General features: G+C 69.3%; 20 protein-coding genes. 18 read left to right on the top strand and 2 right to left on the bottom strand.

From position 1 onward, the window contains the following. The first annotated feature begins 86 nt into the window (after positions 1-86). The 7 genes from rpoZ to SLW52_RS15455 all read left to right on the top strand — a co-directional run bounded on the left by rpoZ (position 87) and on the right by SLW52_RS15455 (position 8,654). Positions 87-386, top strand: coding sequence for a DNA-directed RNA polymerase subunit omega (gene rpoZ / locus SLW52_RS15485; RefSeq protein WP_010343101.1), 300 nt, complete (start codon positions 87-89; stop codon positions 384-386). A 100-nt stretch (positions 387-486) separates the two neighbouring features. After that, positions 487-2,658, top strand: a complete 2,172-nt coding sequence (locus tag SLW52_RS15480; protein ID WP_017909851.1) for a bifunctional (p)ppGpp synthetase/guanosine-3',5'-bis(diphosphate) 3'-pyrophosphohydrolase — start codon at positions 487-489, stop codon at positions 2,656-2,658. Between the two features lie 315 nt (positions 2,659-2,973). Beyond that, positions 2,974-3,357, top strand: coding sequence for a RidA family protein (locus SLW52_RS15475; RefSeq protein ID WP_010341827.1), 384 nt, complete (start codon positions 2,974-2,976; stop codon positions 3,355-3,357). Positions 3,358-3,366: 9 nt separating this feature from the next. Then, positions 3,367-5,517: an ATP-dependent DNA helicase RecG gene (recG, locus tag SLW52_RS15470; protein WP_295945424.1), complete on the top strand. Its 2,151-nt coding sequence runs from the start codon at positions 3,367-3,369 to the stop codon at positions 5,515-5,517. 223 nt (positions 5,518-5,740) lie between these two features. Beyond that, a complete protein-coding gene (locus SLW52_RS15465; RefSeq protein WP_017914112.1) occupies positions 5,741-6,679 on the top strand; it encodes a nucleoside hydrolase in 939 nt (312 codons plus the stop codon). 152 nt (positions 6,680-6,831) lie between these two features. Next, positions 6,832-7,074: a type B 50S ribosomal protein L31 gene (locus SLW52_RS15460; protein WP_010341537.1), complete on the top strand. Its 243-nt coding sequence runs from the start codon at positions 6,832-6,834 to the stop codon at positions 7,072-7,074. 290 nt (positions 7,075-7,364) lie between these two features. Further along, positions 7,365-8,654, top strand: coding sequence for a citrate synthase (locus SLW52_RS15455; protein WP_152236123.1), 1,290 nt, complete (start codon positions 7,365-7,367; stop codon positions 8,652-8,654). A gap of 173 nt (positions 8,655-8,827) precedes the next feature. Here the strand turns inward: SLW52_RS15455 and SLW52_RS15450 are convergent, their stop codons facing one another. Together SLW52_RS15450 and SLW52_RS15445 are read right to left on the bottom strand one after the other, a co-directional pair. Then, the gene (locus SLW52_RS15450; RefSeq protein WP_017909856.1) at positions 8,828-9,472 is read right to left on the bottom strand and encodes a hypothetical protein; all 645 of its coding nucleotides are present in this window, start codon (positions 9,470-9,472) and stop codon (positions 8,828-8,830) included. A gap of 153 nt (positions 9,473-9,625) precedes the next feature. Beyond that, on the bottom strand, positions 9,626-12,052 hold the full coding sequence (locus SLW52_RS15445; RefSeq protein ID WP_152236125.1) for a penicillin-binding protein 1A: 2,427 nt from the start codon (positions 12,050-12,052) through the stop codon (positions 9,626-9,628). A gap of 218 nt (positions 12,053-12,270) precedes the next feature. On the opposite strand from SLW52_RS15445, the gene SLW52_RS15440 reads away from it, so the two are divergent. The 11 genes from SLW52_RS15440 to SLW52_RS15390 all read left to right on the top strand — a co-directional run bounded on the left by SLW52_RS15440 (position 12,271) and on the right by SLW52_RS15390 (position 24,499). Continuing rightward, on the top strand, positions 12,271-13,329 hold the full coding sequence (locus tag SLW52_RS15440; RefSeq protein ID WP_017908825.1) for a pilus assembly protein PilM: 1,059 nt from the start codon (positions 12,271-12,273) through the stop codon (positions 13,327-13,329). After that, positions 13,329-14,120 (top strand): PilN domain-containing protein, encoded by a 792-nt coding sequence (locus SLW52_RS15435; RefSeq protein WP_152181018.1) that lies wholly within the window; start codon positions 13,329-13,331, stop codon positions 14,118-14,120. Before SLW52_RS15440 ends, SLW52_RS15435 begins: the two co-directional genes overlap by 1 nt. Next, complete coding sequence (locus SLW52_RS15430) at positions 14,117-14,791, top strand: type 4a pilus biogenesis protein PilO (RefSeq protein WP_320740526.1); 675 nt, start codon at positions 14,117-14,119, stop codon at positions 14,789-14,791. Before SLW52_RS15435 ends, SLW52_RS15430 begins: the two co-directional genes overlap by 4 nt. Beyond that, positions 14,788-15,327: a pilus assembly protein PilP gene (locus tag SLW52_RS15425; protein ID WP_320740527.1), complete on the top strand. Its 540-nt coding sequence runs from the start codon at positions 14,788-14,790 to the stop codon at positions 15,325-15,327. The genes SLW52_RS15430 and SLW52_RS15425 overlap by 4 nt, the downstream gene beginning before the upstream one ends. Positions 15,328-15,347: 20 nt before the next feature. Then, the gene (locus SLW52_RS15420) at positions 15,348-17,243 is read left to right on the top strand and encodes a type IV pilus secretin PilQ family protein (RefSeq protein WP_320740528.1); all 1,896 of its coding nucleotides are present in this window, start codon (positions 15,348-15,350) and stop codon (positions 17,241-17,243) included. A 152-nt stretch (positions 17,244-17,395) separates the two neighbouring features. Further along, positions 17,396-18,415: a MoxR family ATPase gene (locus SLW52_RS15415; protein WP_320740529.1), complete on the top strand. Its 1,020-nt coding sequence runs from the start codon at positions 17,396-17,398 to the stop codon at positions 18,413-18,415. A 58-nt stretch (positions 18,416-18,473) separates the two neighbouring features. Beyond that, entirely contained in the window at positions 18,474-19,412 is a 939-nt protein-coding gene (locus SLW52_RS15410) for a DUF58 domain-containing protein (RefSeq protein WP_320740530.1), read from the top strand. After that, the gene (locus SLW52_RS15405) at positions 19,409-19,879 is read left to right on the top strand and encodes a DUF4381 family protein (protein WP_320740531.1); all 471 of its coding nucleotides are present in this window, start codon (positions 19,409-19,411) and stop codon (positions 19,877-19,879) included. Before SLW52_RS15410 ends, SLW52_RS15405 begins: the two co-directional genes overlap by 4 nt. After that, on the top strand, positions 19,876-20,898 hold the full coding sequence (locus SLW52_RS15400) for a VWA domain-containing protein (RefSeq protein ID WP_320740532.1): 1,023 nt from the start codon (positions 19,876-19,878) through the stop codon (positions 20,896-20,898). Before SLW52_RS15405 ends, SLW52_RS15400 begins: the two co-directional genes overlap by 4 nt. After that, positions 20,895-22,742, top strand: a complete 1,848-nt coding sequence (locus tag SLW52_RS15395) for a tetratricopeptide repeat protein (protein WP_320740533.1) — start codon at positions 20,895-20,897, stop codon at positions 22,740-22,742. Before SLW52_RS15400 ends, SLW52_RS15395 begins: the two co-directional genes overlap by 4 nt. Positions 22,743-22,789: 47 nt before the next feature. After that, on the top strand, positions 22,790-24,499 hold the full coding sequence (locus SLW52_RS15390; RefSeq protein WP_320740646.1) for a BatD family protein: 1,710 nt from the start codon (positions 22,790-22,792) through the stop codon (positions 24,497-24,499). Positions 24,500-24,510 lie beyond the last annotated feature (11 nt).

Below are 24,510 nucleotides of genomic sequence, written 5' to 3'. Positions count from 1 at the left end.
GTTGATCTCGGGCGGTTGTCGCCCTACAATCCCCGCCCTTTCCCTCATTCGAACGCGTGGCCGCCGCCGGCCCGCCGGGAGCCCGCATGGCCCGCATCACCGTAGAAGATTGCCTGGAAGTCGTTAACAACCGTTTCGAACTGGTCATGATGGCGTCCAAGCGCGCCCGCCAGCTCGCCAACGGCGTGCAGGCCACCCTCGACAACACCGAGTCGGCCGACAAGCCGACCGTGCTGGCGCTGCGCGAGATCGCCGCGCGCAAGATCGACAACGCGCTGATCGACGAGGTCGAGAAGGCCGAGCGCGAGCGCGCCGAGCGTGAAGCCCTGGAATGGGCCGCGGCCGAAGTGGTGGCCGACGAGGACATGTCCAAGAACGACGACTGATCGCGTCCCGCGTCGCGATCGTCCTGCGAACAGCCCGCATCCGCGGGCTGTTTCGTTTTGCGGGTTTGCCGTCCACGCGCCGCTGGCATAGTCTTTCCGCATGAACCCAGGCCCTTCTGCCCAGGTCGCCCACGCCGCGCCATCGTCGGCCGACGAGGCGGTCCCCGACTACGTCCTGCAGCTCGAACGCAGCGCCAGCTATCTGCCGCCCGAGCAGATCCCGCTGCTGCGCCGCGCCTGGGAGGTCGGTGCGGCCGCGCACGCGGGGCAGACCCGCAAGTCCGGCGAGCCCTACATCACCCATCCGGTGGCGGTGGCCGGGGTGCTGGCCGAACTGGGCCTGGACGTGGAGGCACTGATCGCGGCGATCCTGCACGACACCATCGAAGACACGCCGCTGACCCGCGCCGAGCTGGCCGCCGAGTTCGGCGAGGCGGTGGCGGAACTGGTCGACGGCGTCACCAAGCTGGACAAGCTCAAGTTCCGCGACCGCCAGGAAGCGGCCGCCGAAAGTTTCCGCAAGATGCTGCTGGCGATGTCGCGCGACCTGCGCGTGATCATGATCAAGCTCGCCGACCGCCTGCACAACATGCGCACGCTGGGCGCACAGAGCGCCGAGGCGCGCAGCCGCATCGCCCGCGAGACCCTGGAGATCTACGCGCCGATCGCCCAGCGCCTGGGCATGAGCCTGATGAAGTCCGAGCTGCAGAACCTCGGCTTCCGTGCGCTGCATCCGTGGCGGCACGCGATCATCGAAAAACACATCCGCAGCCAGCCGGTGGTGCGCCGCGAGTCGATGGCGCAGGTGGAAGTGCAGTTGTCGCAGCGTCTGGCCAAGGAAGGGCTGGAGCACCGGCTGGTGAGCCGGATCAAGACGCCGTGGAGCATCTACAACAAGATGCGCGACGAGAACAAATCCTTCGACCAGGTGATGGATGTGTTCGGCTTCCGCCTGGTGGTGCGCGGCGTGCCCGACTGCTACCACGCCCTCGGCGCGGTGCATGCCACCTTCAAGCCGCTGGATGCGCGCTTCCGCGACTTCATCGCCATACCCAAGGCCAACGGCTACCAGTCGCTGCATACGGTGCTGTTCGGGCCCTACGGCTCGCCGATCGAGGTGCAGATCCGCACCGAGGAAATGGACCTGATCGCCGAACGCGGCGTCGCCGCGCACTGGACCTACAAGTTCGGCGGCGATTCGCCCAACAGCGCGCAGAGTCGCGCGCATGCGTGGATCGTCGAGCTGATCGAATCGCAGCGCGCCGCCGGCTCGTCGCTGGAGTTCCTGGACAACGTCAAGGTCGACCTGTTTCCGGACGAGGTCTACCTGTTCACGCCCAAGGGCAAGATCCTGGCGCTGCCGCGCAATTCCACCGCGCTGGACTTCGCCTATGCGGTGCACACCGACGTCGGCAACCGCGCGGTGGCCTCGCGCGTGGACAAGAAGCTGGTGCCGCTGCGCACCAAGCTGGTCAGTGGACAGACGGTGGAAGTGATCACTGCGCGCTCGGCCACGCCCAAGCCGCAGTGGCTGGAGTTCGTGGTCAGCAGCAAGGCGCGCACCGCGATCCGCCACCAGCTCAAGCAGCTCGAACACGAGGACGCGGTGCAGCTCGGTCATCGCATGCTCGATCGCGCACTGGAGGCGATGGACAGCTCGCTGGAGCGGCTGCCCAAGGGGCGCCTGGATTCGTTCCTCAGCGAGCACCGCTACCCGCGCCTGGAGGCGCTGCTGGCCGACGTGGCGTTGGGCAACTGGATGCCCAACCAGGCCGCGCAGGCGCTGATGGCGTATGCCGAACTGCGCGGCGGCGGGCATTCCAAGCACTCGCAGGAAAAGATCCTGATCAACGGCACCGAGCGCGGCGTGGTCAGCTTCGCCAACTGCTGCCAGCCGATTCCCGGCGACGAGATCATGGGCTACCACACCGCCGGCAAGGGCATCGTGGTGCATCGCCTGGACTGTCCGAACCTGGCCGAACTGCGCAAGTCGCCCGAGCGCTGGGTGCCGATCGGCTGGGATACCAGCGTCATCGGCGACTACGACACCGCGCTGGTGGTGGACGTGGAGAACCGCACCGGCGTGCTGGCGCAGCTGGCCGCGGCGATCGCGCAGAGCCAGTCCAACATCGAGCGCGTCGACTACCTGGACCGCGACTTCAACGCCGCGGTGCTGCGCTTCAACATCCAGGTGCGCGACCGTAACCACCTGGCCGAAGTGATGCGCCGGCTGCGGCGCTTGAATGCGGTGCAGAGCGTGCGCCGCCAGTAGGCGGTGCCGGGCGGAATGGGTCGGGAGTTCTTGTGGGAGGGACTTCAGTCCCGACGCGTGATGGTGTCGGGCGGCTTTCTGCTTCACTCGTCGCGGCTGAAGCCGCTCCCACAAGGAATGGACTGGGGCTTCGTGCCAGTGCACGTGATCGGGCATCGTCCGCGCCGCCTGCCAACGCGGCTGCATGACGGTCGACGCCTGCGAAAGAACGCTTGGTCGCGATCCTGTCTCGGTCATGCTCCCCAATCCCCAATCCCCAATCCCCAACCACGCACGCCAGCTAAACTAGGCGGACATTCTTCCAACGGAGTCGCCATGTCCCGCCAGATCATCCATACCGACCGTGCACCGGCCGCGATCGGCCCGTATTCGCAAGCCGTGCGCGCCGGCAACACTGTGTACTTCTCCGGGCAGATCCCGCTGGATCCGGCCACCGGCGAGATCGTCGCCGGCGACATCGCCGCGCAGGCGCGCCGCGCGTTCGACAACCTGCAGGCGGTGGCCGAGGCGGCCGGCGGCTCGCTGGATCGCATCGTGCGCCTGGGGCTGTACCTCACCGACCTGGCGCAGTTCGCGCAGGTCAATGCGGTGATGCAGGACTACTTCCAGGCGCCGTTCCCCGCGCGTTCCACCATCGAAGTCTCGGCGCTGCCCAAGGGCGCGGGCTTCGAAGTGGACGCGGTGATGGTGCTGGACTGATCTCCCGCCGTGCCGCGCGTGCAGGTTCCGGCGCCGGCGCTGTCGGCGGCAGGCGAGGTGCCGCTGACCACGCTGCCCGGCGTCGGTCCCAAGCTGGCGGAGAAATTCGCCGCGCGCGGTCTGTCCACCCTGCAGGACCTGTGGCTGCACCTGCCGCTGCGCTATGAGGACCGCACCCGCCTGACCACGGTGGCGGCGCTGCAGCCGGGCGTGCCGGCGCAGGTCGAGGGGCGGGTGCAGGCGGTGGACCGCGGCTTCCGCTACCGGCCGATGCTGCGCGTGGCAGTGGCCGATGAGTCGCGCGGCACCCTGGTGCTGCGCTTCTTCCAGTTCCGTGCCGCGCAGGCGGCGCAGTTCGCGGTCGGCGCGCGCTTGCGCGCCTTCGGCACGCCCAAGCCGGGCCAGCACGGGCTGGAGTTCGTGCATCCCAGCTACCAGATCCTCGGCGAGGGCGACGATGCGGCGCTGGGCGATCGCCTGGATCCGGTGTACCCGGCGGTGGAGGGCGTCGGTCCGGCGACCGTGCGCCGGCTGATCGGCCAGGCGCTGGACCGGCTGCCGGAGGAGGCGGCACTGGAACTGCTGCCGGCGTCGCTGCTGAGCGAACTTGGCCTGCCGTCGCTGCGCAGTGCGTTGCTGGTCGCGCACCGGCCGCCGCCGCAGGCCGACCTGGCCGCGCTCGCCGCCGGCCTGCATCCGGCGCAGCAGCGCCTGGCGCTGGAGGAACTGCTCGCGCATCACCTGAGCCTGCGCCGCCAGCGCATCGCCATGCAGTGCCAGCCGGCGCCGTCGCTGCGCGGCCGCGGGCTGCTGGCCAAGCGCCTGCAGCAGTCGCTGCCGTTCCAACTGACCGGTGCGCAGCAACGCGTGTTCGCGCAGATCCGCGCCGACCTGGAGCGGCCGGCGCCGATGCTGCGGCTGGTGCAGGGCGACGTCGGCAGCGGCAAGACCGTGGTCGCCGCGCTGGCAGCGATGCTGGCAGTGGACAAGCGCAAGCAGGCGGCGCTGGCGGCGCCCACCGAACTGCTCGCCGAACAGCATCTGGCCAACCTGCGCGGTTGGCTGGAGCCGCTGGGCGTGCGCGTGGCCTGGCTGGCCGGCAAGGTCACCGGCAAGGCGCGCAGCGCGACCCTGGCGCAGATCGCCTCGGGCGAGGCGCAGGTGGTGGTCGGCACGCACGCGCTGATGCAGGAGGCGGTGCGCTTCCACGACCTGGCCCTGGCCATCGTCGACGAGCAGCACCGCTTCGGCGTGCACCAGCGCCTGGCGCTGCGCGACAAGGGCGCTTCCGGCGCAGGCGTGCCGCATCAGCTGGTGATGACCGCCACGCCGATCCCGCGCACCCTGGCGATGGCCGCCTATGCCGATCTGGACGTCTCCTCGATCGACGAACTGCCGCCGGGGCGCACGCCGGTGCAGACCATCGTGCTCAACGCCGAGCGTCGTCCCGAGCTGGTGCAGCGCATCCGCGTGGCCTGCGCCGAAGGCCGCCAGGCCTACTGGGTCTGCACCCTGATCGAAGAGGCCGAGGACAACGAGAAGTCCGCGCAGGGCGGCGGTGCTGGCAACCGGCTCGAGGCCAGCGCCGCGCAGGCCACCTTCGAAGCGTTGTCGGCGCAGTTGCCGGAACTGCGCGTGGGCCTGGTCCACGGACGCATGAAGCCGGCGGAGAAGCAGGCGGCGATGCGCGCGTTCAAGCAGGGCGAGATCGACCTGCTGGTCGCCACCACCGTCATCGAGGTCGGCGTGGACGTGCCCAACGCCTCGCTGATGATCATCGAGAACGCCGAACGCCTGGGCCTGGCGCAGCTGCACCAGTTGCGCGGGCGGGTCGGGCGCGGCGCGGCGGCGTCGAGCTGCGTGCTCATGTACCAGGCGCCGCTGTCGGCGATGGCGCGGCAGCGTCTGGAAACCATGCGCCAGACCAACGACGGCTTCGTCATCGCCGAGAAGGATCTGGAACTGCGCGGTCCCGGCGAACTGCTCGGCACCCGCCAGACCGGCCTGGCCGCGTTCCGCGTGGCCGACCTGGCCCGCGACGCCGGCCTGCTGCCGCGCGTGCACGCCCTGGCCGACCGGCTGCTGGAGGAAGCGCCGGTCCTGGCAGACCGCATCGTCGCGCGCTGGGTCGGTGGGGCGGTGCGGTTCGCCGGGGCGTGAGGGGCGGGGATTCGGCATTGGGGATGACCAGCCATTCGGCTGTTGAAAGCGGGGATTCGTAAAAAGCGGCCGCCCCTACGACAAACAGCGGTGGCGTTGCTTTTGCGAATCCCTGCTTTCAACAGCCGAATGGCTGGTCATCCCGACTCCCCAATCCCGTCTTCTTCCCATGCCTGCGCCGCAGTGCCAGACTCGGCGGCCGAATGGACGAGCGAAGCGACGCATGAGCGACAAGATTCCCCTGTTGATCGATACCGACCCCGGCGTGGACGACGCGCTGGCGCTGCTGATGGCGTTCGCCGATCCGCGCCACGAGGTGGTCGGGCTGACCATCGCCGCCGGTAACGTCGGCCTGCGCCACACCGTGCGCAACGCGCTGAAACTGTGCGAAGTGGCCGGGCGCGAGGATGTGCCGGTGTTCGCCGGCTGCGCCGATCCGCTGCTGCACCCGTCGGTGGACGCCGGGCACGTGCATGGCCAGGACGGTTTCGGTGACGTCGACCTGCCGCCGGCTGCGCGCGGCGCCGAGGCCGAGCATGCCGCGCTGGCGATCCTGCGCCTGTCGCACCAGTACGCCGGGCGCCTGCTGCTGGTCGCACTGGGGCCGCTGACCAATATCGCGCTGGCGCTGAAGCTGGACCCGACCCTGCCGCAGCGCGTCGGCCGCTTCCTGGTGATGGGCGGGGCGATCACCTGCCACGGCAACATCACCCCGGCCGCCGAGTTCAACATCGCCTTCGACCCGGAAGCCGCGCACATCGTGTTCAAGGCGTTCCCGCACATCGAAGTGGCGGATTGGGAGGCGACCGTGGCGCACGGCCTGCCGCACCGCGAGGTCGAGCAGTGGCTGGCGGTGGATGCGCCCAAGGCGCGCTTCTACGAGCTGATCTCGCGCAAGACCCGGCTGTGGTCGGAAGACGCACGCGGCGAGCACTGGTATGCCGCCGACGCGCTGGCGATGGCCTGGGCGCTGCAGCCCGACGGCGCCGAGGAGGTGCAGTCGCGGCCGATGCAGATCGAGCTGTCCGGGGTGCACACCCGCGGCGCCACCCTGGTCGACTGGAACCGCCAGCTGGGCCTGCCGGACAACGCAACCATGCTCATCCGCTACGACCACGCCCGCTTTCTGGGCCTGGCCCGCGCGGCGGTCGGCGCCGGCTGAGCCTGGCGGTCCCGCCCGGTTCCGGGCGGGACCCCCGTGGTAGGACAGCCCGCGAGCCGTCGCCTCACTTGCCATCACGTAAACGTTGCGTGCAGGACGGCAGGGCTGTTATAGTTTCCCTCTTGTCCAGCAGCCACCTACGGTGCGAGCCCATGAAGGCCGACATCCATCCCCAGTACCGCGACGTCGTGTTCCACGATGTCACCTCCGATTTCAAGATCCTGACCCGTTCGACCATGTCCTCCAAAGAGACGGTCAAGTGGGAGGACGGCGAAGAGTATCCGTTGATCAAGGTCGAAATCTCCTCGGCTTCGCACCCGTTCTACACGGGCAAGCACAAGGTCATCGACACCAGCGGCCGCATCGACAAGTTCCAGAAGCGCTACGCGCGCTGATCGGAACCGTCGAACGGATGTAAAGCGACGGCCGCTTGCGCGGCCGTTTTGCTATCCGCCACATCCTGTCTTCCCGGCGTTGACGCGCCGGTGTCATCCTTCCGTGAAAGTGCGGCGAGGATGCAACGCTGTGTCGCTTTCCTGCCGCCATCGTGCAACGCGGGTGGTGAGCGACGACGCAAATGCTGCTGTGCGATAATGGCGCGATCCGTGGCGATTGCCGTGGACTTCCTTCACGCGTCTGTTCGCAACGTAATCGGACAGGCGCCTTCCATCGAGGAGCGCACACTGTGTCCGATCTTGATCAGGTCACGTTGAACGCCGGCGACAAGTCGGTCGTTCTTCCGGTACTCAAGCCCACCCTGGGCAACGATTGCGTCGACATCTCCAAGTTGACCAAGGAGACCGGTCTCTTCACCTACGACTCGGGCTTCACCGCGACCGCCAGCTGCAAGTCGGCGATCACCTACATCGACGGCGACAACGGCGTGCTGCTGTATCGCGGCTACCCGATCGAGCAGTTGGCCGAGAAGTCCAACTTCCTCGAAGTGGCCTACCTGCTGATGAACGGCGAGCTGCCCACCGCCGACGAATTCAAGAAGTTCGACCACGAAGTGACGCATCACACGATGATGCACGAGTCGCTGAAGAACTTCCTCGGCGGCTTCCGCCACGACGCGCACCCGATGGCGATGCTGGCCGGTAGCGTGGCCTCGCTGTCGGCGTTCTACCACGACACCCTCGACCTCAACGATCCGGAGCAGCGCCGCCTGGCCGCGATCCGTCTGATCGCCAAGGTGCCGACCATCGCCGCCGCCGCCTACCGCTACTCCATCGGTTGGCCGATCCGTTACCCGCGCAACAACCTCGGCTACGTCGAGCGCTTCCTGCACATGATGTTCGAGGTGCCGAGCGAGCAACTGCAGATGAATCCGGTCGTGGCCAAGGCCCTGGACCTGCTGTTCATCCTGCACGCCGACCACGAGCAGAACGCCTCGACCTCGACCGTGCGTCTGGTCGGTTCCACCGGCGCCAACCCGTACGCCTCGGTCGCCGCCGGCATCACCGCGCTGTGGGGCCCGGCGCACGGCGGCGCCAACGAAGCCGTGCTGAAGATGCTGGAAGAGATCGGCACCGCCGACAACGTCGAGAGCGCCGTGGCCAAGGCCAAGGACAAGAACTCGAGCTTCCGCCTGATGGGCTTCGGTCACCGCGTGTACAAGAACTTCGACCCGCGCGCGAAGATCATCCGCGAGATGACCCACAAGGTGCTGGGCGAGCTGGGCGTCAACGACCCGCTGCTGGAAGTGGCGCTGAAGCTGGAAGAGGCCGCGCTGAAGGACGACTACTTCGTGCAGCGCAAGCTGTACCCGAACGTCGACTTCTACTCGGGCATCATCTACAAGGCGCTGAACATCCCGGTGGAGATGTTCACCGTGATGTTCGCCATTGCCCGTACCGCCGGCTGGGTCTCGCATTGGCTGGAGCAGCAGGTCGACCCGGAAATGAAGATCGGCCGTCCGCGCCAGATCTACACCGGCTACGACAAGCGCGACTACACCAGCGCCGACAAGCGCTGATCGATCGCCGTCAAGGCTGTCCCGAACGCCCCGCCTCGCGGGGCGTTCTTCGTTTGTGGCGGGGCCGAAGCGGGGAGGCAGATTGGCAGCAGCCTGTCGTGCCCACTGCGGGCCGCGACACGGGGCGCCAGCCAGCTGCGTGGCGCACGCGGCATCCTGACGCGGCGGTCCGCTCAGCCCGACTGGTAGTCGGCGATGTCCTGCTCGGTCAGCAGTTGCCGCAGTTGCGGCATCGAGGCGCGCCGCATCGGCTTTTCGTCCACCTGCGACAGCGGCGCCTGGCGCAGCGCGTCGTAGGGCAGCACGGTCAGGTCGAAGGTCAGCTCCTCGGCGGTGAACAGCCACACCGGGAAGTCCTCGCTGCGCTCGCGGTCCAGGCGCAGGCGGCGGCTGCGCAGTTCGGCCGGGATCCGGTGTTCTTCGAGAAAACGTGCCACCGCCTCGGTGTCGTCGCTGTGCAGGTGCAACTGCACCGGACTGTTGGCGTCGGCGGTACCGTCGTGCACCGGTCCGGCCAGGCGTGGCGCGAAGGCGTGCAGGAAGTCCATCGCGCGCAGCGCCGCCTCGCGGCGCCGGCGCAATTCGCCGGCATGGTCGGGGCCGGCGAATAGCCGCTGGTATTCGCGCAGGGCGTCCTCGATCTCGCTGTTGCGTGGCAGCGAGGCGTCGTCGTGGATGCCGAGCCGGTCGGCGGCCTTGAGCTTGGCCTGGTGGAAATCGCGGATGCCGCCTTCGGCCATCAGCCGGGCGGCTTCATGCGCCAGCCGGCGGCGGCGTTCGTGCGTGCGGGTCCGGGCGTGTTGCCGAGCGTGGTGCATGGTGCGCCTCCCCTCAAAGCCTGCCCCGACTGTACCGCAGCCTTGCGAAATTCGGGTGTAGCCGGCGCCGCTGCCTGAGGCGGCGTCCGCCGGGCGAGGCGCGCCCGGCGGGAACTGCCCCGGCGAGCGCCGGGGCGGGGGAACGCGACGCGATCAGAAGATGTCGAATGCCGCGTCGTCGGTCTTCTGGTCCTGCAGGCTTTCGTCGAACTGCTGGATGCGGTCCATGTCCTCGGTCTTGACCCATTCCGTGGCGCCGTTGAGGCTGACCTGGACCATACCGCCCGGCGGATCGTTGCGGGCGATCGGCTGATCCTTCAGCGCGACCCGCATGTAGTCGATCCAGATCGGCAGCGCCGCCTTGCCGCCGTATTCGCGGTAGCCGAGCGAGCGGTAGTCGTCGCGACCGACCCACACGGTGGTCACGTACGGGCCGCCGAAGCCGGAGAACCAGGCGTCGCGATGGTCGTTGGTCGAGCCGGTCTTGCCGCCCACGTCCTCGCGGCCGAGCACCTTGGCGGCGGTGCCGGTGCCGCGCTGGACCACGTCGCGCATCATCGACACCAATTGATAGGCGGTGCGCTCGTCGATCGCGCGCGGCGCCACCTTGGCCTCGGGGTCGGCGGGCTTCTCGGCGGCAGCCGCCGTGGCTGCGGGCTCTGCCGGCTTGGCCGCCGGCGGCGGCGTGGCCGCGCCGAAGTTGAAGCCGTCCACCACCTGGCTGACCGGCGCGGCGTTGCCGCCGACGCTGCCGCAGCTGCGGCAGGCGGTCAGCGGATGTTCCTGGAACAGGACATTGCCGTCGCGGTCGGTGACCTTGTCGATGATCCAGGTGTTGACCAGCGAGCCGCCGTTGGCGAACACGGTATAACCGCGCGCCACCGACAGCGGGGTCAGCGAGGCGGTGCCCAGCGACATCGACAGGTTCGGCGGCAGCTCGGCTTCCTGGAAGCCGAACTGGCTGATGTACTTGCGCGCGAAGTCCACGCCGATGGCGTCCAGCAGGCGCACCGAGACCAGGTTGCGCGACTGCACCAGCGCCTCGCGCAGGCGCATCGGGCCGCGGAAGCCGCCGCCGTCGTTCTGCGGCGACCAGGTCTTGCCGCGGCGGTCGCGGAACACCACCGGTGCGTCGAGCACGATCGAGGCCGGGTTGAAGCCCTTCTCGAACGAGGCCGCGTACAGGAACGGCTTGAAGCTGGAGCCTGGCTGGCGGCGCGCCTGGGTGGCGCGGTTGAACTTGTTGCCGGCGTAGCTGAAGCCGCCGACCATGGCGCGCAGCGCGCCGTTGTTGGCGTCCAGCGACACCAGCGCGGCCTGGCCGCGCGGGATCTGGGTGATCTCCCATTCGCCCGGCTTGTCGCCTTCCTGGATGCGCACCAGGTCGCCGCGCTTGAGCAGGGTGGCGGGGCTGCGCCCGGTCCAGCGGCTGGCGGCCACCGGCAGCACCAGCTCGGTCTTGTTGGCGAGCACCACGGTGGCGCTGCCGTCGCTGCCGGTGCCGGCGACGATGCTGGGCAGCATCCCGCCTTGCGCGTAGATGCCGCTCAGATGGCTGGCCAGCGCCGCCGCATCGGCAGTGGCGGGGACGTCGAAGTGCTTCTCGACGCCATGCCAGCCATGGCGACGATCGTAGACGACCAGGCCCTGGCGCACCGCATGGTTGGCGGCAGCCTGCAGGGTCGCATCGATGCTGGTGTAGACGTGGTAGCCCTTGTCCAGCACGTCGCCGCCGAAGCGCGCGATCATTTCCTGGCGCACCAGCTCGGCCACGTACGGGGCCTCGACCTCGACCGGGCGCTCGTGCGGCGCGGCGTGCATCGGCACCGCCTTGGCCGCCTCAGCCTCGGCCGGGGTGATGAAGCCCAGCGCGGCCATGCGGCTGAGCACATAGTTGTCGCGGCGCTGCTTGGCGCGCTCGGGGTTGCTGATCGGGTTGCCGCTGGAGGGGAACTTGGGGATGCCGGCCAGCGAGGCCATCTCGTCCAGGCTCAGCTCGTTGAGCTTCTTGCCGTAGTAGTACTCGGCGGCGGCGGCGACGCCGTAGGCGCGGTTGCCGAAGAAGCTCTTGTTGAGATACAGCTCGAAGATCTCGTCCTTGGTCAGCTCGGCCTCGATCTTGCGCGCCAGCAGGATCTCCGCCAGCTTGCGGGTATAGCTGTATTCCGAGCTCAGGAAGAACTGGCGGGCCACCTGCTGGGTGATGGTGGAGCCGCCCGGCACGCGCTTGTCGTTGGTGGTGGCCAGCAGCCACACCGCGCGCGCGATGCCCTTGTAGTCGACCCCGCCATGCTCATAGAACCGGGCGTCCTCGGTGGCCAGGAAGGCCTGCTTCAGCCGCTCCGGCACGTCCTTCATGGTAATGGGGTAGCGCCGGGTCTCGCCGAACAGCGCCATCAGCTTGCCGTCGCTGGAGTAGACGTACATCGGCTCCTGCAGTTCGACCTTGCGCAGGGTCTGCACGTCCGGGAGCTTGGAGGAGACGACGTAGTACAGCCCGCCTGCCACGGCGGCGCCGACCAGGCCAAGGAGGACGAACAAGACCAGCGCCCAGCGCAGCCAACGACGAAAACGGGGCATCGCGAGAGATTCCGATTGCAGATTTCTTGGGCGCAGAGTATAGAGTACGCCGGGGAACGGCTGGGGCCGGTTCCGGGGATGCGACGGGTTTGCTGCCGCAGGTCATGCCGTGACACGGATCGCGACATGCAACCGGGCGGTTGCCAATTGCAAAAAATTTGTTATTAATGCGCTGGCGCAACATTGGCGTCCAAGTGCCCGCCGGCAGGGGAAAATCCGTGGGGCTTATCCCAAAGAGTCAGCAGCCGCTGATCGGCATCGACATCAGCTCGACCGCGGTCAAGCTGCTGCAGCTTTCGCGTAACGGCAACCGGTTCCGGGTCGAGCATTACGCCGTCGAACCCTTGCCGCCCAATGCCGTGGTCGAGAAGAACATCGTCGAGGTCGAGGCGGTGGGCGAGGCGATCCGCCGCGCCGTGACCCGGTCCGGTACCCGCGCCAAGCATGCCGCGGCCGCCGTGGCCGGTTCGGCGGTGATCACCAAGGTGATCCCGATGCCGGCCGAGCTGGACGAGAGCGAGCTGGAAGCCCAGGTCGAGCTGGAAGCGGTGAACTACATCCCGTACCCGATCGACGAAGTGAACCTGGATTTCGAGGTGCTGGGCGTCATCCCCAACAACCCCGAGATGGTGCAGGTACTGCTGGCCGCCTCGCGCTCGGAGAACGTGGAACTGCGCCAGTCGGCCCTGGAGCTGGGCGGGCTGGTGGCCAAGGTGATGGACGTGGAGGCCTTCGCGGTCGAGAACGCCTTCGCGCTGGTGGCCAGCGAGCTGCCGGTGGCCGCCGACGGCATCGTCGCCCTGGTTGACATCGGCGCCACCATGACCACCCTCAATGTCCTGCGTGGCGGGCGCAGCCTGTACAGCCGCGAGCAGGTGTTCGGCGGCAAGCAGCTGACCGACGAAGTGATGCGCCGCTACGGCCTGACCTACGAGGAAGCCGGCATGGCCAAGCGCCAGGGCGGGCTGCCGGAAAGCTACGAGGTCGAGGTGCTGGAGCCGTTCAAGGAAGCCACGGTGCAGCAGATCAGCCGCCTGCTGCAGTTCTTCTATGCCGGCAGCGAATTCAACCGCGTCGACCATATCGTCCTGGCCGGCGGCTGCGCCGCCCTGGCCGGATTGCCGGAGATGGTGGAGGAGCAACTGGGCGTGGCCACGGTGGTCGCCAACCCGTTGGCGCAGATGACCCTGGGGCCGAAGGTGCAGGCGCATGCGCTGGCCCAGGACGCGCCGGCGCTGATGATCGCCACCGGCCTGGCGCTGAGGAGCTTCGACTGATGGCGAAGATCAATCTGCTGCCCTGGCGGGCGGAACGGCGCAAGCAGCGCGAACGCGAGTTCTATTCGATGCTTGGCCTGGCCGCGTTCGCCGGGGTGCTGCTGGCGGGGCTGATCTGGTTCTACTACGACCTGCAGATCAGCGGCCAGAACGAGCGCAACGCGTATCTGCAGGCCGAGATCGAGAAGGTCCAGGCGCAGAACAAGGAAATCGACACCCTCGACGAGAAGAAGCGCCGCCTGCTGGCGCGCAAGCAGGTGATCGAGGAACTGCAGGCCAAGCGCTCGCAGATGGTGCACCTGTTCGACTCGCTGGTGCGGACCATTCCCGACGGCGTGGTGCTGACCTCGGTGAAGCAGGAAGGCGACATGCTGACCCTGGAGGGCCGCTCGCAGTCCAACGCGCGGGTCAGTACCTACATGCGCAACCTCGAGGGCTCGGGCTGGATGACCAATCCGGAGCTGACGGTGATCGAGGCCAAGGCCCAGGAGAAGGAAGCCAAGGGACCGATCGTCGATACCAAGGCGCTGCCGTACGTGTTCACGCTGCGGGTCAAGCTGCCGGTGCCGGGTGAGAGCACTGATCCGGCCGCCGCCGGGACGACACCTGCGGGTTCCGCTGCGCCCGGAACACCTGGCGCAGCCCCCGCGGGCGGCGCGCCTGGCACGCCGCCGGCGCAGGCTCCGGGCGCTCCTGCGCCTGCACCTGCCGCGGGCAGCCCTGCCGCACCGGCGCCGGCCACCGCGCCGGCACCCGCCGCCACGCCAGCGAAACAGGGACCGGCGTCATGAGCAAGAAATTCAACATCAAAGAGCTGGATTTCAACAACATCGGCAATTGGCCGCAGCAGGCCAAGATCGTGTTCTGCGTGCTGGTGACCCTGTTCATCCTGACCCTGTCCTGGTTCCTGCTGATCAGCAGCAAGAGCGACGAGTTGCAGGCGCTGGAGCAGAAGGAAACCGAACTGCGCGCCTCCTTCGAGAAGGAGCAGAGCCGTGCGGTCAACCTGCAGCCGCTGAAACAGCAACTGGTGCAGATGGAGCAGGTGCTGCAGCAGATGCTGCGGCAGCTGCCGAGCAAGACCGAGATGCCTGACCTGATCATCGACATCTCGCAGACCGCGCTGTCCAGCGGCCTGACCAACGAGTTGTTCCAGCCGGGCCCGGAGTCGCCGAAGGAGTTCTACGCGGAGAAGCCGATCGCCCTGCGCATGGTCGGCAGCTACCACCAGTTCGGCGCCTTCGTCAGTGGCGTGGCCTCGCTGCCGCGGGTGGTGATCCTGACCATGCACGACATCAACCTGAAGCCGCGCGACAAGAGCAACGGCATCACCGCGCGCGGCGAGCTGGAGCTGTCCGGTACGGTCAAGACCTATCGCTACCTGGACGACAAGGAAATGGCCGACCAGGAACAGGCCGCGGCGGCCGCGAAGAAGGCCGGCAATCAAGGCGGTGGCGCATGAGCCGGCAACATGGGGTGGTCAGGATTCTCGTTGCGGGCGCGCTGGCGCTGGTGCTTGGCGCTTGCGGCCGCACCATCACCAGCACGCCGGGCGATGCGCCGAATCTGGAGAACTGGGTGAAGGAAGTGCGCGCGCGACCGGCGCAGCCGCTGGAGCCGTTGCCGGTGATGCAGCAGTTCGAAACCTTCGAGTATGCGGCGCAGGGCCTGCGCGATCCGTTCAGCGATGCCTGGGCCAGTCCCGACGGCAGCAGCGGCCTGCGCCCGGACCCGAACCGCCGCAAGGAACCGCTGGAACAGTTCCCGCTGGACAGCCTCAACATGGTCGGCACGCTGGGCAGCGGCGCGGGCCAGGTGGCGCTGGTGATGGCGCCGGACAAGGTGACCTATCGCGTGCGTCCGGGCGTGTACATGGGGCAGAGCGATGGCCGCGTGACCGGGGTGCACGAGGATCGCATCGATTTGATTGAACTGGTGCCGGATGGCGCCGGCGGCTGGCTGGAACGTCCCGCCTCCGTCGCGCTGGACGATCAATGATTGATTATGGGGATAGCACGATGACTTTTTCCAAAGCCCTGAGCCTGCGCCCCATCCGGCGCCACGCGACGATGCGGCTATGCGCGTTGGGGTTGGCGGCGATGCTCGGGAATGCGGTCGTCGCCAGCGCGGCGCCGCCCGCCGCGTCTGTTGCCGCGTCTCCCGCACCTGCGGCGGCGCCGGCCAAGCTCACGGTGTCGAAGATCGACTTCAAGCGCGGCGACGGCGGTGCGGGGCGGCTGATCCTGTCCTTCAACGGCACCGGCGCCAGCCCGGACCTGCGCACCCAGGGCAACAGCGTGGTGGTCGATGTCGGCAACGCCACGCTGCCGCCGGAGTTGCAGCGTCCGCTCAACGTCACCGACTTCGCCACGCCGGTGCAGCGCATCGATGCCAAGTCCTATGCGGGCGGCGCCGAGCTGGTGCTGAACACCAATGGCGCGTTCGAATCGCTGGCCTACCAGTCCGGCAACGAGTACGTGGTCGAGATCACCCCGCGCGCCGCCGCGCCGGCGGTGGGCGCGGTCACCGCGACCACGGTCAGCCAGGCCGCTGCGCAGGTGGCGGCCCGCGGCTACAGCGGCAAGCCGGTGACCTTCAACTTCCAGGACGTGCCGGTGCGCACGGTGCTGCAGTTGATCGCCGAGGAGTCCAATCTCAATATCGTCGCCTCCGACACCGTGCAGGGCAGCGTCACCCTGCGCTTGGTCAATGTGCCCTGGGACCAGGCGCTGGACATCGTGTTGCGCGCCAAGGGCCTGGACAAGCGCCGCGACGGCAAGGTGATCTGGGTCGCACCGCAGCAGGAACTGGCCAAGTTCGAGCAGGACAAGGAAGACGCGCGCATCGCGATCGAGAACCGCGAGGACCTGATCACCGACTACGTGCAGATCAACTATCACAGCGCCACGGCGATCTTCAAGGCGCTGACCGAGGCCAAGGGCATCGGCGGCAGCGGTGGTGGTGGCGGCGGAAGTGGTGGTGGCAGCGGCAACAGCCAGAACGACAATGGCTTCCTGTCGCCGCGCGGGCGCCTCGTCGCCGACGAGCGCACCAACACGCTGATGATCAGCGACATCCCGAAGAAGGTCGCGCAGATGCGCGAGCTGATCAACGTGATCGACCGCCCGGTCGACCAGGTGCTGATCGAGGGCCGCATCGTCATCGCCACCGATACCTTCGCACGCGATCTGGGTGCCAAGTTCGGTGTCGGCGCGACGCGCACCTATGGGGACAATGTCGCTACGGTCGGAAGCAACGCGGCTGGCGGCGGCGTCAATACGCGTGGTCTCAACGTCGATCTGAGCGGTCCGACCTTCACCAGCGCGCAGACCCTGCCCAGTCTTGCCTACACCCTGCTCGGCAAGAACTTCAATCTGGATCTGCAGCTGTCGGCATTGCAGGAAGAAGGGCGGGGCGAAGTCATTTCCAATCCGCGCATCGTGACCTCCAACCAGCGCGAGGCGGTGATCAAGCAAGGCAAGGAGATCGGCTACGTCACCATCACCGGCGGCACCGCTGGCGCTGCCCCCACGCCGAACGTGCAGTTCAAGGAAGTGTTGCTGGAGCTGAAGGTGACCCCGACCATCACCGACGACAATCGTGTGTTCTTGAACATGAGCGTCAAGAAGGACGAAGTCGAGCGTTTCGTGGTCCTGCAGGGCTACGGCACCATTCCCGAGATCAACCGCCGCGAGATCAACACCGCGGTGCTGGTCGACGATGGGCAGACGGTGGTCATCGGCGGTGTCTACGAGTTCAACGACCGCAGCAGCATCTCCAAGGTGCCGTTCCTGGGCGACGTGCCGTTCCTGGGCAACCTGTTCAAGAAGCGTGGCCGCAACAAGACCAAGGCCGAATTGCTGATCTTCGTGACCCCGAAGGTGATGCACGTGGCCAAGCGCGCGCCAGCCTGAGCTGCCTCAAGCAGGTTGGATTCTTCGACGGGAGAGGCGCAAGCCTCTCCCGTCGGCGTTTGCGCCCATCGATGAGGAAATCCTGAATTCGCAGCACGCGGCGTCCGCCGTGCGCGGAACCATTTTCACCGGCGATCGGTCAGACTGCGCAAATGAACACTCCATCCCCGACCCTCGATTCCCCGCCGGCCGCGCCCGAGCAGCAGCGCCTGCACGCCGCGTTCGTCGCCCTGCGCGACGGCCTGTCCCAGACCATCGTCGGCCAGTCGGCGCTGGTGGAGCGCCTGCTGATCGCGCTGCTTGCCGATGGCCATCTGCTGGTCGAAGGCGCGCCCGGCCTGGCCAAGACCACCGCGATCCGCGCCCTGGCCTCGCGTCTGGAAGCGGATTTCGCCCGCGTCCAGTTCACCCCCGACCTGCTCCCGGCCGACCTCACCGGTACCGAGGTGTGGCGCCCGCAGGAGAGTCGCTTCGAGTTCCTGCCCGGGCCGATCTTCCATCCGATCCTGCTCGCCGACGAAATCAACCGTGCGCCGGCCAAGGTGCAATCGGCCCTGCTCGAGGCGATGGGCGAGCGCCAGGTCACCGTCGGCCGGCACACCTATGCGCTGCCGAAGCTGTTCCTGGTGATGGCGACACAGAACCCGATCGAGCAGGAGGGCACCTTCCCGCTGCCGGAGGCGCAGCTGGACCGCTTCCTCATGCATGTGCGGATCGGCTACCCGGAAGCGGCCGCGGAGGCGGAGATCCTGCGGCTGGCGCGCGAGCGCGCCCGCGAGCCGCTGGAGGCCGGCGAGGCGCCGCCGCCGCGTATGCCGCTGGAAGACGTATTCGCGGCACGCCGTGCGGTGCTGGCGCTGCACATGGCACCGCCGCTGGAGCGCTACCTGATCGAACTGGTGCTGGCCTCGCGCGATGCAAGCGGCTACGACGCCGCGTTGGCGCGGCGCATCGCCTGGGGCGCGAGTCCGCGCGGTTCGATCGCATTGGAGCGGTGCGCCCGCGCCCGCGCCTGGCTGGCCGGACGCGATTTCGTCACGCCCGACGACGTGCGCGCGGTCGCCGCCGATGTACTGCGCCACCGCGTGCTGCCCAGCTACGAAGCGACCGCCGAAGGCTGGGATGGCGATCGTCTGGTCGCGGCGCTGCTGGACAAGGTACCGCCGCCGTGAGCGGACGCCGCCAAGTACGGCTGTTCCCCGCCGCCCGCCTCCGCGCGGAGTAACGACGATGGCACCGCAGCCGACCGCGCCGGGCACGCCGCACGCTGCCGCGCCGGCCGAGGCGGGGATCCGTCCCAGCCTGGCCGAGCTGGTGGCCCTGCGCGCCGCGGTCGCACGCATGCCGCCGCCGCGCCGAGGCCGCCATGGCCTCAGTGGCGCCGCCCCGTCGCCGATGCGCGGGCGCGGCATGGAGTACGCCGAGTCGCGCGAGTACGTGGCCGGCGACGACGTGCGGCACATCGACTGGCGGCTCACCGCGCGCAGCGGCCGCACCCACACCAAATTGTTCCAGGCCGAGCGCGAACGGCTCAGTCTGATCGTCGCCGACACCGCGCCGTCGCTGTACTTCGGCACGCGCGTGCGCTTCAAATCGGTGCAGGCGGCGCGTGCCGGGGCGGTGGCAGCGTGGGCGGCGCAGCGCCAGGGCGATCGCCTGGCCGCCTTGCGCGGCAGCCGCAGCGAAGCGCCGGTGCCGCCCGCCGCCGGGCCGCGCGGCGTGCTGCGCGTGCTCGATGCACTGGCGCGCTGGTATGCGCAGCCGCCGCAGGACGATGCCGGCCTGAGCATGGCGCTGGATCACGCGGCCAAGCTGCTGCGCCCGGGATCGCGCCTGACCGTGCTGGCCGATCCGGCCAGTGCGCAGGCCGTGCCCGCAGCGCGCTGGGCCGGGCTGGCGCTGCACAACGAAGTGGAGTTGCTGCTGCTCGCCGATCCGCTGGAAGTACATCCGCCACGTGCCGCCCTGCCGTTCTGGGCAAGCGGCCGCCGCGTGGAGGTGGATCTGCTGGCGAGCACCGCGCAACAGCGCTGGCGTGCGCAATTCGTGCAGCCGTTGGAAACCCTGGCGGCGGAACTGCCGGGCCGCGGCGTGCAGGTGCGGGTGTTGCTGAGCGACGCACCCAGCGAGTCGTGGTTGCTGCCGGTGCAACGGGGGGCGTCGGCATGAGCCCGCAGCAATTGCCCCTGCGCGATGTGCATCTGCCGCCGGCACCGGCCTGGTGGCCGCCCGCACCGGGCTGGTGGATGCTGGCGGCGGTGCTGCTGCTGGCGCTCGGCGTTGCACTGTTGGTATGGATGCGCCGGCGCCGGCGCGAGCAGCGCTGGCAGCGTCAGTTCGATGCGGCGACGCGCACGGGCGAACCGCCGGCGCAGGTGGCCGCGGTCTCGGAGCTGCTGCGGCGCGCGGCGCAACGCCGCGATCCGGCCGCTGCGGCGCTGCAGGGCGAAGAGTGGTTGCGGTTCCTTGATGGCGGCGACAAACACCAGGCGTTCTCCGCCGGCCCCGGCCGCGTGTTGCTCGACGGTGGCTACCGCCCCAGCCTCGACCCGGCGCAGGTGCAGACATTGCTGCCGCTGGCGCGGCGCCGCTTCCTGGCGCTGATGGCGGCGGCCCGGCGTGGAGGACGGCGATGAGCCTGGTGTCGTCGTCGTGGCAGAGCCTCAGCGACCTGCTGGCCGGCTTCGCCTGGCCGTGGATGTGGCTGGCGATGCCGCTGCCCCTGCTGGCCAATCTGCTGCTGCCGGCACGGCGCGGCAATGCGCCGGCCTTGCGCGTGCCCTATGGCGAGCGCCTGCAGGCCGTGGCCGCCGCGCCGGCACGCGGCGGGCTGTGGCGCGCCAGCGTGTGGCTTGCCTGGTTGGCCTGGTTCTGCCTGTGCGCGGCGGCGGCGCGGCCGCTGCAACTGGGCGAACCCATCGCCCCACCGCAGCAGGCGCGGCAACTGATGCTGGCGGTGGATCTGTCCGGCAGCATGAGCGAGCCCGACATGACCCTGGGCGGGAGCGTGGTTGATCGTCTGACCGCGGCCAAGGCGGTGCTGGCCGACTTCCTCGATCGCCGCGACGGCGACCGCATCGGCCTGCTGGTGTTCGGCCAGCAGGCGTATGCGCTGACTCCGTTGACTGCGGATCTGGCCACGGTGCGCGACCAGTTGCGCGACAGCGTGGTCGGCCTGGCCGGGCGCGAGACCGCGCTGGGCGATGCGATCGCGTTGGCGGTCAAGCGCCTGCGCGAACAGAAGCAGGGCGAGCGGGTGCTGATCGTGCTCACCGATGGCGTCAACACCGCCGGCGTGCTCGATCCGCTGAAAGCCGCCGAACTGGCCAAGGCCGAACACGTGCGCGTGTACACCATCGCCTTCGGTGGCGATGGCGGTATGTCGCTGTTCGGTCTGCCGATTCCAGGCAGCGGCGGCGACGACCAGGTCGACGAGGACACGCTGCGCAAGATCGCGCAGGACACCGGCGGGCGCTTCTTCCGCGCCCGCGACACCGCCGAGCTGGCCTCGATCTATGCCGAACTGGACCGGCTCGAGCCGGTACGTTCGGCCGGTCCGGCGGTGCGGCCGCGGATCGAGCGCTACGCCTGGCCACTGGCCGCGGCGCTGGCGCTGGCGTTGCTGTCCTTCATCTGGCCCTGGAGGCGGCAATGACCCGCGCGATGGAGTTCCTCCAGGCATTGCACCTGTTGCGCCCCGAATGGCTGTGGGCGCTGCTGTTGCTGCCGTTGCTCGGCTGGAGATGGTGGCGCCGGCGGCGGCGCCATGACATCTGGCGGCGCACGGTGGACCCGCATCTGTTGCCGCATCTGCTCGCGCGTGGCGATGCCAAGGGCAGTGCTGGCCTGTTGCTGGGCGCGCTGGGCTATGCGCTGGCGGTGCTGGCGCTGGCCGGACCGAGCTGGCGCCAGGAACAGCAGCCGCTGTGGCAGGCGCGCACGCCGTTGGTGATCGCGCTGGATCTGTCCGCGCAGATCGACGCGCGCGACCTGCCGCCGTCGCGGCTGCTGCAGGCGCGGGCCAAGCTGGCGCGGCTGCTGCACGAGCGCGCCGGCGGCGAAGTGGCGCTGGTGGCCTACGCTGGCGAGCCGTACACGGTGGCGCCGCTGACCGACGATGCGGCGAACGTGGGCCTGTTCCTCGACGCGCTGTCGCCGCAGGTGATGCCGGTGGCGGGGCAGCGCACCGACCTGGCGATCGATTGGGCGGCGCAGTTGCTGCGCCAGGCCGGCTTCTCCCGCGGCGACATCCTGGTGCTCAGCGACCAGGCCGACGCGCAGGCGCAGCAGGCCGCGGCGCGCGCGGCCAGGCAGGGCTATCACGTGTCCGCGCTTGGGCTGGGCACGGCGCAGGGCGCGGCCTACCGCGACGACCAGGGTCGGCTGTCGCACGCGCAATTGGATGCGGGCGCGCTGCGCGCGCTGGCGGAAGCGGGCGCGGGCCGCTACGCGGCGTTGACGCCAGACGATACGGATCTGCGCGCGCTGGGCGTGCTGCGGCCGCAGGAAGCGGACGCCACGGCGGCCGACGAAAGCCATGGCCGCGTGTGGCTCGATCAAGGCTATTGGTTGCTGCCGCCGCTGATGCTGCTGGCCTTGCTCGCGTTCCGCCGTCGCGGTGGCGCCGCGGTGCTGCTGCTGGTGTTGGCGCCGCTGGCGATGCCGCTACCGGTGCATGCGCAGGCTCAGGCGCCAGCGCCAGCGCCGGCACCGGCACCTGGTCCTGTCGCAGGCGGGTGGTGGGAACGTGCCGACCAGGTCCGCCAGCAACGGCTCGATGCAGGCGTGCAGGCCTACCGCAAGGGCGATTTCGCCGCCGCGCAACAGCAGTTCGAAGGCATCGACAGCGACGCCGGCTGGTACAACCTCGGCAATGCGCTGGCACGGCAGGGCCGTTACGACGAGGCGATCGACGCCTACGACAAGGCGCTGAAACTGCATCCGCAGATGGCCGATGCGATCGCCAACCGCGCCGCGGTGGAGGCCGCGCGCAAGCGCCAGTCGTCGCAGGACTCCAAGTCCGGCCAGCAGGGCAAGGACGGCCAGCAGCAGAAGAGCGGGCAGTCGCAGAATGGCCAGCAACAGAACGGTCAACAGCAAAACGGTCAACAGCAGGCGGGTCAGCAGCAGAACGGCGCCCAGCAGAACCCGCAGCAGAAGAACCAGCAGCAAAACGGCCAGCAGCGCGACGGCCAGCAGGGACGCAATGGCGCCAAGGACGCGCGGCAGGCGCCGCCGAAGCCGGGCGATGCACAGGCGCAACAGCAGGCCGATGCGGCGCAGCGCCAGCAGATGCGGCAGGCGATGGCACAGCAGGGTGGCACCGACAAACAGGCCGCCGAGCGCGCCGCTGCCGCCGCGAACGAGACGCCGCAGCAACGCGAGCAGCGTCAGGCGGTAGAGGCGTGGCTACGGCGGGTGCCGGACGATCCGGGTAATCTGCTGCGCGCCAAATTCAGGCTGGAACACGAACGCAGGCAGCGGGAACAAGAGCCATGATCCACTTCAAGCGACTCGGCCAGGGGGCCCGCGCCTGCGCGGTGCTGATGGTGTTGGCCGCGCTGCTGCTGGCGCTGCCGGCGGCTGCCGCCACGCGCGCGTGGCTGGATCGCGACAACGTCGGCGCCGGCGAGGGCGTGACCCTCAACATCGAGACCGACCAGGCGGCGGCCACGCCGGACTACGCGCCGCTGCGCGCGGATTTCGCGCTCAGCAACGAGGTCAAGAGCCGGCAGATGCAGATCGTCAACGGCACGGTCTCGTCGAAGTCCTTGTTCGGGGTGATGCTGACGCCGCGCAGCACCGGCACGCTGGAGATTCCGTCGCTGCAGGTCGGCAACGAACGCACCGCGCCCTTGCGGCTGGAGGTGGCCGCGGCCAGTGCCGCCGCGCCGGCCACCGCCAATGCCGACGTGCCCGCGCAGGTGGGCAACGCCGACGTCTTCGTGCAGACCGTCGTCGACGACGCGCGGCCCTACGTGCAGCAAAGCGTGGGCGTGGTGGTGCGGCTGTATCTCGGCGTGCCGCTGAGCTCGGGCGAGCTGGACCTGGACGCGCCGGCCGGCGCGTCGCTGCAGCGCGTCGGCGACGACATCCAGAACCGCCGTCAGATCGACGGGCGCATGTACACGGTGGTCGAGCGGCACTACCTGCTGGTGCCCGAGCGCAGCGGCTCGCTGCTGTTGCCGGGCGCGCGTTTCAGCGGCCGCGGCCCCACCGGCTTCTTCGATGACTACTTCGGCCGCGGCGGCGAACTCAATGCGCGCGGTACCGCGCAGACCCTGCAGGTGCGCGCGCAGCCGGCCAATGCGCCGCAGCCGTGGCTGCCGCTGCACGAACTGCGCCTGCGCTACACCGCCACGCCGCAGCGTGCCAAGGCCGGCGAGGCTGCCGACATCGTGGTCGAGGCCACGGCAAGCGGCGCGACCCAGGCGCAGTTTCCCGAATTGCCCACGCCCAGTGTCGATGGCGCGCAGGTGTTCGCCGAGCCGCCGCAGGTGCAGGAACGCTTCGTCGATGGCGGGCCGCAGGTGACCGTCACCCGCCGTTACTCGATCGTGCCGCAGGCGGCCGGCCCGTTGCTGGTGCGTGGCCTGCGCATGCCCTGGTGGGACGTCGGCGCCGGCGCCGCGCGCGAGGCCAGCCTGCCGGACCTGACCCTGCAGGTGCAGCCCGGGCAGGGCGTGCCCGCGCCGGCCCCCGCCCCGGTCACCCCCGCGGCGCCGACGCTGAGCGTGGTTCCCGCTGACACTGCGGTGGCGCCGACGCATACCCTGCGGGGATGGCTCGCCTCGTCGCCGCTGTGGATGGCGCTGGCCGCGGGCTTTGCGGTGCTGTGGCTGGCGACCCTGGTCTGGGCCTGGCGCCGCTTGCGCCGTGCACGCGGCGTCGCAGCGCTGCCGGGCTCGGCGGCCAACGCTGCGCCGGGTGCGACATCGGCACCCGCGACGGCGCGCGCCGCATTGCCGGAATTGCGCAAGGCCCTGGACAGCGGCGGTCTGGACGAGGTTGCCGCGATCCTGTGCGCGCAGGCCGGCGTCGCCGACCTGGATACGGTGGTGCAGCGTCTGGACGATCCGGCGCAGCGCGACGCGGTGCTGCGCATGCAGCACGCACGCTGGGGCGGTGGCGGCGATGTGACCGGGGCGCGCGCCGCGATGCGCGCGGCGTTCGCGGCGGGGCCGCGCTGGCGCGTCGCCACGCGCGGGGCGGCGGAAGACGATCTGCCGCCGTTGTACCCGACCCGCAAGGCTTGAGCGGGGGCGTG

This window comes from Xanthomonas sp. LF02-5 (assembly GCF_034105325.1).
GTDB classification, from domain to species: Bacteria; Pseudomonadota; Gammaproteobacteria; order Xanthomonadales; family Xanthomonadaceae; genus Xanthomonas_A; species Xanthomonas_A sontii.
This window is presented reverse-complemented; position numbering and strand designations above follow the sequence as displayed.